General features: G+C 69.8%; 11 protein-coding genes. 5 read left to right on the top strand and 6 right to left on the bottom strand.

Annotation, left to right across the window (positions count from 1 at the left end; genetic code table 11):
- The first annotated feature begins 9 nt into the window (after positions 1-9).
- Positions 10-324: an NIPSNAP family protein gene (locus AC3WRV_RS11800; protein WP_492313400.1), complete on the top strand. Its 315-nt coding sequence runs from the start codon at positions 10-12 to the stop codon at positions 322-324.
- Here AC3WRV_RS11800 and AC3WRV_RS11795 read toward each other — a convergent pair.
- Both AC3WRV_RS11795 and ligA read right to left on the bottom strand, forming a co-directional pair.
- On the bottom strand, positions 318-740 hold the full coding sequence (locus tag AC3WRV_RS11795; RefSeq protein ID WP_492313399.1) for a DUF2147 domain-containing protein: 423 nt from the start codon (positions 738-740) through the stop codon (positions 318-320). The two genes, AC3WRV_RS11800 and AC3WRV_RS11795, sit on opposite strands and share 7 nt — an antisense overlap.
- Positions 741-760: 20 nt before the next feature.
- Positions 761-3,082 carry an NAD-dependent DNA ligase LigA gene (ligA, locus tag AC3WRV_RS11790; RefSeq protein WP_492313398.1) on the bottom strand — a complete coding sequence of 774 codons (2,322 nt, stop codon included), beginning with the start codon at positions 3,080-3,082 and terminating at the stop codon, positions 761-763.
- 126 nt (positions 3,083-3,208) lie between these two features.
- Here ligA and AC3WRV_RS11785 point away from each other — a divergent pair, with 126 nt between their 5' ends.
- The 3 genes from AC3WRV_RS11785 (at position 3,209) to AC3WRV_RS11775 (ending at position 5,430) form a co-directional block, all read left to right on the top strand.
- Positions 3,209-4,171: a M28 family peptidase gene (locus AC3WRV_RS11785; protein WP_492313397.1), complete on the top strand. Its 963-nt coding sequence runs from the start codon at positions 3,209-3,211 to the stop codon at positions 4,169-4,171.
- A 79-nt stretch (positions 4,172-4,250) separates the two neighbouring features.
- The gene (locus tag AC3WRV_RS11780) at positions 4,251-4,871 is read left to right on the top strand and encodes a methyltransferase family protein (protein ID WP_492313396.1); all 621 of its coding nucleotides are present in this window, start codon (positions 4,251-4,253) and stop codon (positions 4,869-4,871) included.
- 10 nt (positions 4,872-4,881) lie between these two features.
- Positions 4,882-5,430, top strand: a complete 549-nt coding sequence (locus AC3WRV_RS11775; protein ID WP_492313395.1) for a hypothetical protein — start codon at positions 4,882-4,884, stop codon at positions 5,428-5,430.
- 1 nt (position 5,431) lies between these two features.
- Here the strand turns inward: AC3WRV_RS11775 and AC3WRV_RS11770 are convergent, their stop codons facing one another.
- The 4 genes from AC3WRV_RS11770 to AC3WRV_RS11755 all read right to left on the bottom strand — a co-directional run bounded on the left by AC3WRV_RS11770 (position 5,432) and on the right by AC3WRV_RS11755 (position 11,233).
- Entirely contained in the window at positions 5,432-6,940 is a 1,509-nt protein-coding gene (locus AC3WRV_RS11770; protein WP_492313394.1) for a Ppx/GppA phosphatase family protein, read from the bottom strand.
- Positions 6,940-9,165, bottom strand: a complete 2,226-nt coding sequence (locus AC3WRV_RS11765) for an RNA degradosome polyphosphate kinase (protein ID WP_492313393.1) — start codon at positions 9,163-9,165, stop codon at positions 6,940-6,942. The genes AC3WRV_RS11770 and AC3WRV_RS11765 overlap by 1 nt, the downstream gene beginning before the upstream one ends.
- 232 nt (positions 9,166-9,397) lie before the next feature.
- Complete coding sequence (locus AC3WRV_RS11760; protein ID WP_492313392.1) at positions 9,398-10,453, bottom strand: RcnB family protein; 1,056 nt, start codon at positions 10,451-10,453, stop codon at positions 9,398-9,400.
- A 168-nt stretch (positions 10,454-10,621) separates the two neighbouring features.
- Complete coding sequence (locus AC3WRV_RS11755) at positions 10,622-11,233, bottom strand: RcnB family protein (RefSeq protein ID WP_492313391.1); 612 nt, start codon at positions 11,231-11,233, stop codon at positions 10,622-10,624.
- 160 nt (positions 11,234-11,393) lie between these two features.
- Between AC3WRV_RS11755 and AC3WRV_RS11750 the strand changes: the two genes are divergently transcribed.
- Positions 11,394-12,113, top strand: coding sequence for a glutathione S-transferase family protein (locus AC3WRV_RS11750; RefSeq protein ID WP_291836384.1), 720 nt, complete (start codon positions 11,394-11,396; stop codon positions 12,111-12,113).
- Positions 12,114-12,318: the final 205 nt, after the last annotated feature.

The raw sequence follows: 12,318 nt of genomic DNA, 5'->3' as shown, positions 1-12,318 counted from the left end.
GTCGGTCCCGTGATCACGTGCGTCATCGACTATGTGATCGATCCATCAAAGATCGAGGCGTTCGAGCGCTTCGGCGCGCGATGGATTGAACTGGTGAACCGCCATGGCGGACAGCATCACGGCTACTTCCTGCCGGGCGAGGGGGCCAGCGATCGTGCGCTGGCCCTGTTCAGCTTTCCGAGCCTCGCAGCTTATGAAGCCTATCGGGCGCTGTTCGGGCGCGATCCCGATTTCATCGCGGCCGACCGCATCCGTGACGAGAGCGGCTGCGTGATCCGATACGACCGGACCTTCATGCGGCCGCTGGCGCCCGGCGATTACTGAACCCGCGTCCAGGTCTGGTTGCGGCACAGGGGGGCGACGACGCAGCCGCGCAGGCGCAGGGTGTTGTCGCCCTGCATGGTGATGGTCCCGCGATAGGTGCGGCCGTCGGCGGGGTTGTAGACGCTGCCGCCCGTCCATTCGGTCGGGCCGCCGGTGAAGCCGCGCAGCATGGGCAGGTTGCGCAGGGGGCGGGTGCGCAGCGACCGGTCCGAATTGTTCTCGTCCAGTGCGCCGGGTTCGGCGCGGATGTGGTCCGAGGTCACCAGCACGCCGCACAGGGCCTGACCGCAGCGGCTGATGCGGACCTGTCCGCCGTTGGTGGGGGTCTGCCACAGGCCGGTCGGATCGCTCGCCAGGGCGGGGGCGGCGAGGGCGGCGGAGGCGGTCAGGACGGCGGCGAGGAGGGCGAGGCGCATGGGGAACTCCGGAACAGGTTTCAGCCGCCGATCAGGGCCAGCCATTCGTCTTCGGTCAAAATCACAACGCCGTGCTTTTGCGCCTCGGCCAGCTTAGACCCCGCGCCCGGACCGGCGACGAGGTAGTCGGTCTTCTTCGACACCGATCCCGAGACCTTGGCGCCGAGGCCCTCGGCCCGGGCCTTGGCCTCGTCGCGGGTGAAGCGCTCCAGCGCGCCGGTGAAGACCACGGTCTTGCCGGCGACGGCGGTGTCGGTCTTCGGCCTCTCGGCGTCCTCGACCGTGTCGAGCTGCGCGATCAGGGCGTCGACCACGGCGCGGTTGTGCGGCTCGTGGAAGAACTGGGCCAGGGCCCGCGCCGCGACGGGGCCGACGCCGGCGATGCCCGCGATCTCGCCCAGCGTCATCGAGGGGCCTTCCTCGCGCGCGATCTGGGCAAGGCGCACGATGGCGGGCCAGTCGGGGGCCAGCAGGGCCAGGGCGCGGCGGGCCGGGGAGGCGACGCCGGGGAAGGCGAGGGACAGCTTCTGGTCCAGGGGCGCCTCGGGCCAGGGATCGTCGGCGGGCGGCGTGGCGGCGGCGAGGACGGACAGGGTGCGCTCGGAGACGCCGTGGCCTTCGCTGAGCTGGGTCCATTCGGCCGACGGAATGCCTTCGGCCGCATCGAGGCAGGCCGCGTGGAAGGCGCTCCACGATCCAAAGTGGCGGGCCAGCAGGATGGAGGTCTGTTCGCCGATGTCGCGGATGCCGAGCGCGAAGATCAGCCGGTCCAGCGCGATGACGCGGCGGGCGTCGATGCCCGTGATCAGATTGCGGACGCTGGTCTCGCCATAACCGTCCTCGTTGCGCAGTTCCTCCAGCCGGGCCTCGTCGCGGGCGAGGCGGAAGATGTCGGCGGGCTCATGCAGCCAGCCGCGCTCATGGAAGGCGACCAGCTGCTTCTCGCCCAGGCCCTCGATGTCGAAGGCGCGGCGGCCGACGAAATGCTTGAGCCGTTCGACCAGTTGCGCGTCGCAGATCAGGCCGCCGGTGCAGCGGCGGCGCACCTCGTCGCCCTCACGCACGGCCTCCGAGCCGCAGACCGGGCAGTGGGTCGGGAAGACATAGGGGACGGCGTCGGCAGGGCGCTTCTCCTGCACCACGCCGAGGATCTGCGGGATGACGTCGCCGGCGCGCTGCAGGATCACGGTGTCGCCGATGCGCACGTCCTTGCGGGCGATCTCGTCCTCGTTGTGCAGGGTGGCGTTGCGGACCACGACCCCGCCGACCGTGACCGGATGCAGGCGGGCGACGGGGGTCAGGGAGCCGGTGCGGCCGACCTGGATGTCGATGCCTTCGAGGATGGTCTGGGCCTGCTGGGCCGGGAATTTGTGGGCGATGGCCCAGCGCGGCGTGCGCGAGACGAAGCCGAGCCGCGATTGCCAGTCCAGCCGGTCGACCTTGTAGACCACGCCGTCGATGTCATAGCCGAGGGTCGCCCGGTCGGTCTGGAGGCCGTCGTAGAGGGCGATCAGCCCGGCGGCGTCCTCGACCCGCTGCGAGCGGCCGTTGACCTTGAAGCCCCAGGACCTGAGCGCGTCCAGCGCATGGGCCTGGGTGTCGGCGAACGGCGCGGAGATCTCGCCCCAGGCATAGGCGAAGAAGCGCAGGGGGCGCGTCGCCGTGACGGCCGGGTCCTTCTGGCGCAGCGAGCCGGCGGCGAAATTGCGGGGGTTGGCGTAGGTGCGCTGGCCGACGGCTTCGGCGGCGGCGTTGAAGGCGTCGAATTCGTCGTTGGGCGCATAGACCTCGCCGCGCACCTCGATGACCTCGGGCCAGCCGGAGCCGGACAGGGTCTGCGGAATGTCGTCGAGGGTCAGAAGGTTGGCGGTCACGTCCTCGCCGGTCTTGCCGTCGCCGCGCGTCGCGCCGCGCACCAGCCTGCCGTGCTCGTAGCGCAGGCTGGCGCTGAGGCCGTCGATCTTGGGCTCGGCGACGAAGGCGATGTGCTCTTCCGCCGACAGCTTGAGGAAACGGCGGATGCGGGCGTCGAAGTCCGTCACCTCCTCGGGCGAGAAGGCGTTGTCCAGCGACAGCATGGGCACGCCGTGGCGGACCTCGGCGAACTGGCTGGAGATCGGACCGCCGACCACCTGCGAGGGCGAACTGGCCGAGGTCAGGTCGGGGAAGGCGTCCTCGATCTCCAGCGCGCGTCGTTTGAGGGCGTCGTACTCGCCGTCGCTGATCTCGGGCGCGTCGCCGCCGTGATACAGGGCGTCGTGCCGGGCCAGTTCCGCGCTCAGACGATCCAGCTCGGCGCGGGCGTCGCTTTCGCTCAGCTGGTCGACGGGCAGGTCAGACATGGGTCGCTCCGGAATCGATGCGCCGTTCTAGCATTCCGGCGGCGTCCGTCGCCCCGCCATGACAGGAAGTTAATCTGACGCCGCGTCCGCGGACCGCTAGCGTCGATCGTTCCTCAGGAGAATCCCTTGGCCCGCTTCAACCGTCTGTTCCTGTCGTGCGCCGCCGCGAGCCTGCTGCTCGCCGCCTGCGCGCCCACCGTGATCGCGCCCCCGGCGCCGGTCACGCCGGCGGTCCCGGCCTTCCAGGCGCAGCTGCTGGAGGATGTGCGCATCCTGGCCTCGGACGAAATGGCGGGCCGCGACACCGGTTCGGCCGGGGGCGAGCTGGCCCGAACCTATATCGTCGGCCGTCTGGAGGCGCTGGGCGTCGCCGCGCCGGCCATGGGCCGCCTGCAGCCGTGGGAGGCCACGGGCCGCACCCGCGCGGGTCCCAAGACCTATAACGGCGTCAATGTCATCGGCGTGATCCCGGGCACGCGGGTGCCGGACAAATACATCGTCGTCACCGCCCACTACGACCACGTCGGCGCCAACGACGGCCAGATCTTCAACGGCGCCGACGACAACGCCTCGGGGGTGGCCACCATGCTGGCCCTGGCCGCTGAACTGAAGCGCCAGGCGCCCGAGCACAGCGTCATCATCGTCGCCCTGGACGGCGAGGAACGCGGGCTGCTGGGGGCAAAGCATTTCGTCGAGGCTCCGCCGGTGCCGCTGAGCTCGATCACCATGAACCTGAATTTCGACATGACCGCGCGCGCCGAGACCGACGGTAAGCTGTGGGTCACGGGCACCTATCAGAACCCGTCGTTCCGCCCGATCCTGGAAGCCATTCCGGCGGACGGTTCGGTGGCGCTGGCCTTCGGCAAGGACACCCCGGAGGACAAGGGCGAGGACAACTGGGTCGAGGCTTCGGACCACGGCGCCTTCTTCCGGGCGCAGGTGCCGTTCCTGTACCTGGGCGTCAACTACCACCCCGACTATCACCGCCCGTCGGACGATTTCGAGCGCATCACGCCGGCGGTGTTCACCAGCGCGACGACGCTGTCGATCGCCTCGTTCCGGGCGCTGGACCGCGCGCTGGACCGCTGACGGCGTCATTTCGCCAAGATTGCCGTTGCAAGACTCCGCCGACGCATCGAAGCATGCGGTTTCGAACGGAGTGGGCGTGATGGCGACGGCGAGCTTCGACCTCGGTCGGGTGCAGAGAATCCGCAAGTTGGTCATGGGCCTCGGCATCCTGGCCGTGGTCGCGGTGGCGGTGCTGACCCAGTCGCTGGGCGGCGAGACCGGCTTCCATGAGGGGCTGGAAGCCTTCGGCCTGGCGCTGATCGCGATCTGCATCGTCGGTCGGGCCTGGTGTTCGCTCTACATCGGCGGCCGCAAGAAGGACGAGATCGTCAACCGCGGCCCGTATTCGGTCAGCCGCAACCCGCTCTATGTGTTCAGCTTCATCGGCGCGTTCGGCGTCGGGGCGCAGACTGGCAGCATTTCGCTGGCCGTGCTCTTCCTGGCCCTGACCGTCGCGGTCTTCTGGTTCACCGTGAAGCGCGAGGAGGCCTGGCTGGCCGAGGCGTTCGGTCAGACCTACGCTGACTATGTCGCCCGCACCCCGCGCTTCGGTCCCGACTTCTCGAAGTGGCGCGACGAGGGCACGCTGGAGATCCGGCCCCGCTTCTTCCTGACCACCCTGAGGGACGGCCTGGTGTTCATTCTGGCCGTGCCGCTGTTCGAATCCGTGGAGAAGCTGCAGACCATCGGCTGGCTGGCTCCGATCTTCCATCTGCCCTGAGGTTTCCCCTATGCGCCGTCTTCTGATCGCCGCGGCCCTCGCGGGCCTGACCCTGGCCTCGTGCGACAGCGGGGGCGGATCGGGTCCGGCCGCGCCGGCGGCTCCGGTCTTCACCAACACGGCGTCGGGCGACCTGTCCGGCTTCTACATGCCGATGGACGAGGCGCGGGTCGGCAAGTGGTCGCTTGACCACGTCTTCGTCGGTCAGGCCGCCGAGTTCGAAAGCTGGAAGGCCGGGCAGCGCGAGGGGGCGTTCGCGCCGGTGATGCTGCAGTTCGACGACACGACCAGCCCCATGGTCGCCACCGAGATCGGCGAGGCGCGCAGCGTCACCGCCCGGGTGCTGCCGACCTCCTACAGCGTCAATGACGCCGAGATCCGCTTCGAGGGCCGTTCGCCCGAGCTGGGCGTCGTCCAGTTCAGCGGCCGGCTGGACCAGGGCGCGCTGGCCACGGCGCGGCGCAACCTCGGCGACGAGGGCGCCGTGCTGACCGGATCGCTGAAGGTCGGCGACGCCCCGGCGCAGGCCGTGCGCCTGCGCTGGTGGATGGGCGACTGACCTAGTCCCTGCCGTCGATCTGCAGTTTCAGCCCCATGGCCTCGGAGAGCGCCTTGCCCCGGCGGCGCGTCTGCTCGCCCAGCAGGACGTCGGCATAGCCCTGGGCGGCGGTCAGCAGCAGGGCGCCGTCCTTCACCATCGCGCGGGCGTTGACCAGCAACTGGGGCGAGCGGCCGGACAGGTCGCAGGCCAGCCGGATGGCCAGGCCGACCGCGCGGGCGCCCAGGCGCTGTTCCTCGGTCAGCAGGCGAGAGACCGTGGCGGGCTCGGGCGTGGCCGAAGGGCCGCCGTAGCGGGCGTTGACGGCGCAGGCCAGCCAGGCGCGCTCGGCATGGGTCTGGCCCGGCACCGGCGCGCGCAGCACCTGGTCGAAGGCCAGTTCGACCCGGTGATCGGGATGCAGGCGGGCGCCGAGGTCGGCCAGCCGGCAGGCGGCGTCGGCCAGCACCGCGTCGCGCCCGCGTTCGAAGGACGGCGGCAGGGCGGCCAGAACCGGTTCGATCCAGGCGCGCAGGGCGGCGGGCAGGGTGGGCGAAATGCCCTGACGCGCGCCCAGGGCCGATGAGCCCGCCAGCAGCGGGTCGGCGGCGGCGGTCTCGGCGTCCAGCGCCTCGTAGAGCAGGCCCTCGCGCACGCCCCAGGCGGACAGGACGATGGACTTCAGGCCGAGCCGGTCGATCAGCCCCTCCAGCACCAGGGCGGCGTGGGGCAGGGTCTCGGCGCGCTTGCGGGACAGGCCGGGCCATTTCTCCAGCGAGGCCTTCGACTGGCGGGCGATCAGGCGGGCGGTGTCCTGGGCGTCGGCGGCGCTGAACCGGTACTGGTGGACCACGTGCAGCGGGTAGCCGCTGATGTCCATGTGCACCTGGGCCAGGGTCCGCCAGGCGCCGCCCACGGCGTAGAGGGTGTCGGTGGCGAAATCCTGCGCGGGCTTCAGCCGCTTGGCGATGGCGGCGCGGTGGCGGTCGGGATCGAAACCCTTCGGATCGATCAGGGCGAAGGGGCCCAGCGGCAGGGTGACGCCGCGCTCGACCTTGCCCTGGCCCAGCCGGACCAGCTCGAGGCTGGAGCCGCCCAGGTCGCCGGCGACGCCGTCGGCGTCCGGAATGCCCGCCAGCACGCCCAGGGCCGCATACCGCGCTTCCTCTTCGCCCGACAGGACGCGGATCTTCAGCCCTGTCTCGGCGGCGACGGTGTCGCAGAAGGCCTGGCCGTCGGCGGCTTCGCGCACGGCGGCCGTGGCCGCGACGAAGGTGTGGGCGGGCTTCACCCCGTCGATGACGGCGGCGAAGCGCTTCAGCGCGGTCAGGGCCTGGGCCGCGCCCTCGACGGACAGCTTGCCGGTGGCGGACAGGTCGCGGCCGAGGCCGGCCAGCACCTTCTCGTTGAACACGGTCCAGATGGCCCGGCCTTCGAGCCGGTACAGCACCAGACGCACCGAGTTGGAGCCGATATCGATCGCGGCGACGTCCCGGGGTGCGCCGATAGCCTCCTGCAGGGCCTTGGGCATCAGCGCTTCTTCCGCTCGGGGCGGACGTAGCTGAGGTGGCCGGGCAGGGTCTTCACCTTGCGGCCCCGGCCCGACAGGCTGGGGTTGGTCATGAAGTAGCGGTGGGCCGAGAACGGTCGCTCCGGATCGGCGGGCGTCACCCGGGTGTAGCCGCCGTCGGAGGTCAGAACCCAGCTCTGGGCGTCGTCCTTCAGATTGGCGACCATGATCTGGTCTAGCACCTGGTCGTGGACGGTGGCGTTGCGGACCGGGGTCATCAGCTCGACCCGGCGGTCGAGGTTGCGCGGCATCCAGTCGGCCGAGGAGATGAAGACCTTCGCCTTGTCATTGGGCAGGTCGCGGCCGTTGGCGAAGGCGACGATGCGGCTGTGCTCGAGGAAGCGGCCGACGATCGACTTGACCCGGATGTTCTCGCTCAGCCCCTCGACGCCGGGACGCAGGCAGCAGACGCCGCGGATGACCAGTTCGATGCGCACGCCCCACTGGCTGGCGCGGTACAGGGCGTCGATGATCTCCGGATCCACGAGCGCGTTCATCTTGGCCCAGATGGCCGCCGGCTTGCCCTGGGCCGCCGCCGACATCTCTTTCGAGATCAGGTCGATCAGCGTCTTCTTCATGTTCAGGGGCGAGACGACCAGCGCCTCCAGCTCGTCCGGCGGCGCATAGCCGGTGATGTAGTTGAACACCCGCGAGGCGTCTCGGGCCATCACCGGATCGCAGCTGAACAGGCTCAGGTCGGTGTAAACCTTGGCGGTGACCGGATGGTAGTTGCCGGTGCCGAAGTGGCAGTAGGTCTTCAGCCCGTCGCCCTCGCGCCGGACGACGACGCTGAGCTTGGCGTGGGTCTTCCACTCGACGAAGCCGAAGACCACGTGGACCCCGGCGCGCTCCATGGCGCGGGCCCATTTCAGGTTCGCCTCTTCGTCGAAGCGGGCCTTGATTTCGACCAGGGCGGTGACGTTCTTGCCGTTCTCGGCCGCCTCGATCAGGGCCGCCACGATGGGGCTGTCCTTGGAGGTGCGATACAGGGTCTGCTTGATCGCCAGCACGTTGGGGTCGCGCGCGGCCTGACGCAGGAACTGGACCACCACGTCGAAGCTCTCGAACGGGTGGTGGATCAGCATGTCCTTCTCGCGCACGGCCGCGAAGATGTCGCCGCCGTTGTCGCGGACCCGTTCGGGGTAGCGCGGTTCATAGCCGGGGAACTTCAGGTCCGGATGGCCGGCCGGGATCAGTTCGGACAGCTGGGCCAGGCCCAGCATGCCGTCGACCAGGACCGTGTCCTGCGGCGCGGCGTCCAGTTCGTCGGTGATGAAGGTGCGCAGGTCGTCCGGCATAGACGCCTCGATCTTGATGCGCACGACCGAGCCCAGGCGGCGTTGCTTCAGCGCCTCCTCGAACTCCATGACCAGGTCCTCGGCCTCTTCCTCGATCTCGATGTCGCTGTCGCGGATCAGGCGGAAGACGCCGCGCTCCAGCACGTCGCAGCCGGGGAACAGGTGGTCGATGAAGAGCATCAGCAGGCTCTCCAGCGTCACGAACCGCCTGCGGCCCGGGGTGGAGCGGCCGTCGGTGGCCAGCGGCCAGAAGCGCTTCACCTGGGTCGGCACCGGCACCAGGGCGTACAGGGTGCGGCGGTCCGAGCGCCGCTTCAGCTTCAACGCCAGCGAGAAGCCGAGGTTGGGCAGGAAGGGGAAGGGGTGGGCCGGGTCGATCGCCATCGGCGTCAGCACGGCGAACAGCTGGTTCAGGAACTCCGGCTCCAGCCGGTCGCGCTCGGTCTTGGTGATGCGGGCGGCGTCGACCACCTCGATCCCGGCGACCGCCAGCTCGCGGCGCAGCTTGCGCCAGCGGCGCTGCTGCTCGGCCATCAGCCCGCCCGCGGCGACATTGACCTGCTCCAGCGCCTCGGCCGGGGTCAGGCCGTCGGGGGAGACGACCCGGACGCGTTCGCGCACCTGGCCCTTCAGGCCCGCCACGCGGGTCATGAAGAACTCATCCAGGTTGTTGGCCGAGATCGACAGGAAGCGCAGGCGTTCCAGCAGCGGGTGGGCCGGGTTGGCCGCCTCTTCCAGAACGCGGCCGTTGAAGGCCAGCCAGGACGTCTCGCGATTGAAGAACCGGGCGGGCGAGGCCATCAGCTCTTCCGACAGGTGCAACTGCGGGGCGCGGGAGGAAGGGACTTCCTCGCCGGAGGTGCTGTCGCTGATCGCCGGATCGGTCATGCGCCGGTTCTGACGCGCCGCGCGGCTTGCTGCAACCTTCGTGGGATGACACTTGGACTTGGAGCGGGGAGACGGGTGGTTAGTGGCTAGTGATTAGTGGCTGGCCGACGGGGTGCGGCCGCGCCGCCCTTCCGCTAACGACGAAGCTGCGCACTAATCACTAGCCACTAACCACTTGCCACGCGCGGACGCCGGCCGCTCAGGAGCAACCGGCGCCGCCGTGCACGGGCCCTTACCAGGCCCAGGCGTCGTAGATGACGTCGATGATGTACCCGTCGAACTCGTCGATCAGGTAGATGGTGTTGTCGACCAGCACCCAGCGCGTGCCCGCGGGCGGATAGCCCAGGCCGTAGGTGCGCCAGTCGTTCAGCTGGTAGCGCCAGAAGATCGACGGCAGGAAGTCGCCGACATGCCAGCGCTGGTTCCAGTACGAGCGGGGCACGTTATAGTAGCCGTAGCCCGGCGCGAAATAGAAGCCGAAGCGGACGCCGCGATAGTCGCGCCAGCGACGGTCGTTCCGCCACCAGTCACGCCCGTGGTTCCGGTTCCAGTCCCGGCGCCACTGGTCGCCGTTGAAGCGGCGACGGAAGTCGTCGCGGTCCCGGTCGCGGTCCCGGCCCTGGTTCCAGCCGCCGTTGGGGCGGTCGGGACGGTCCGGGCGATCCGGACGTCCGGGCCGATCCGGGCGATCCGGGCGTCCAGGCCGGTCGGGCCTATCGGGCCTGTCGGGTCTGTCGGGCCGGTCCGGCCGATCAGGACGGCCAGGCTGGCCGGGCCAATCCGGACGACCGGGACGATCCGGACGATCAGGCCTGTCCGGACGGTCGGGCCTGCCGGGTTGCCCCGGACGATCCGGCCAGCCGGGACGGTCCGGGCGGTCGGGACGGGGCTGCTGAGGCCGGTCGGGCCTGTCCGGACGATCCGGACGGTCGGGGCGCGGCTGTTGCGGCCGGTCAGGGCGATCCGGACGGTCCGGTCTGTCGGGACGGTCCGGGCGGGGTTGGTCCGGTCGATCCGGCCGATCCGGACGGTCGGGCCTGTCCGGGCGGTCAGGGCGCGGTTGCTGCGGACGGTCGGGCTGCGGGGGGCGCTCCGGTCGATCCGGGCGGTCGGGTCGCGGCTCCGAGATCGGTCGTTCCGCCCGGTTGCCGGACTCCCCCTCGGACGTACGGAGTTCGCCGCCGTCGCGGCCGCCGCGTCCGTGATCCTGCGCCGCCGCCACGACGGGCGCGACCAGCGGCGCCATCAGAGCCGTGAGGGTCACGGCGACCATAAGTGAGCGTTTCATTCTCGTTTGCTTCTCCGCACGCCCCTGTCAGGCGGCTTGTCCTCACGGTCGTGCTTTCATGCTGAACGGTGACTGAACGAACGGCGTCGTCACGTTAAGCTTCGGTCATGAAAAACGCCCCGTGGACGGATCCACGGGGCGTCGGTCATCGCGCGAGGCGCGGGCGTTCTAGAAGACGTCGTACATCACGCTGGCGATCAGTCCGGAGGCGATGGCGATCATGACGATGTCGTTGTTGGCGTAGACGTAGCGATAGCCGCGCGGGGCCGGGCGCAGGCCGTAGACGTACGGGTCGCGCACATAGTAGCCGCGGTAGGCCGACGGCAGGTAGCCGCCGCGCTGCCAGCGATAGCCGTGATAGCGCGGCTCGACCCGGTAGTAGCCGTAGCTCGGCGCATACCAGTAGCCGCTGCGCGCCCCGCGATAGTCGCGGAAGTCGTCGCGGCCCCGCCACCAGTCGCGGTTGTTGCGGTCCCAGCGGCGGTCCTGGCGGTAATCCCGCCGGTCGTCGCGGCGCTCGGCTCGGTAGTCGCGACGGTCGTCCCGGCGGTCCTGGCGGTAGTCCTGACGGTTGTCATAGTCGCCCTGACGCCAGTCGCGGCGGTCATCGCGACGTTCGCGGCGGAAGTCCTGGCGGTCATCGCGGCGATCCTGGCGATAGTCGCGACGGTCGTCGCGGCGCTCCTGGCGGTCGCCACGGCTCTGGGCCTCGGCGGCCAAGGGCGCGGCCGTCGTCGCCAGCGCCAGACCGATCACGGCGGCCTTGGTGAAACGGTTCATCCTTCTTCTCCCTGTCGGAGCGGGGCGGGGGCCCGTCCGTTAAGCATGGAGCGAGGTTCGGCCCGGGCCGATGAACTGCCGCTGAACATCGCTGTCAGCTTGCCGGTTGCGCGCGGGAGGGGCGGCGCCCACCTCGACCGTAACCGTCACAGGAGCCGTCATGACCCGCCCGATCGAACTCTGGTACTGGCCCACGCCGAACGGCTGGAAGGTGTCCATTGCGCTGGAGGAGATGGGGCTGCCCTACACGCTGAAGCCGGTGAATATCGGGACGGGCGAGCAGTTCGCGCCCGCCTTCCAGAAGATCAGCCCCAACGGCCGCATGCCCGCCATCGTCGATCCGGACGGCCCGGACGGCATGCCGCTGGCCATCTTCGAGTCCGGGGCCATCCTGCAGTACCTCGGCGCCAAGTCGGGCAAATTCTATCCGCACGACCTGCGCGGCAAGGCCGAGGTCGACCAGTGGCTGTTCTGGCAGGTCGGCGGACTGGGACCGATGGCGGGCCAGACGCATCACTTCCGCCAGTACGCGCCCGCGATCGTCCAGGACCAGCGCCAGATCGCCTACGGCGTGCGCCGCTACACCGACGAGACCCACCGCCTGTATGGCGTGCTGGACCGCCGGCTGGCGGACCGGGCCTACCTCGCGGGCGAGTACTCCATCGCCGACATGGCGGCCTGGCCGTGGATCCTGCCCGAGCTGCAGGGCCAGAACGTCGACGAGTTCCCGAACCTGAAGGCCTGGCTGGCGCGAGTGGGCGATCGGCCCGCGGTGCAGAAGGGCCGCGCGCTCGGCGAAGAGCTGCGCAGGAACCTGGCGGCGTCCGGAAAGGCGGCCGAGGACGCCCGCAAGGTGCTGTTCGGGCAGCGCGCGCGGTAACCCTCTGTAAGGACGCGAGTCACGTCTCGTTAGGGCCTCTGAATCAGAGATTATCGAGAGATTTCAGAGGTCTTTACGGGGCGCAGAAAGTTCGACGGATTCGTCTGAAAAGGCGCTTCAGGCGCGCGTTGTTAACTCTGTATTCAAACCGCGGGTCTTTCACTCGGGTCACAGGACGAGGCCAGAACGGCCTGCGAACCGGAGA

This window comes from Brevundimonas sp. EU05-FHT14B11 (assembly GCF_058790835.1).
The sequence above is the reverse complement of the archived record's forward strand: the minus strand, read 5'-3'. Positions and strand labels throughout refer to the sequence as shown.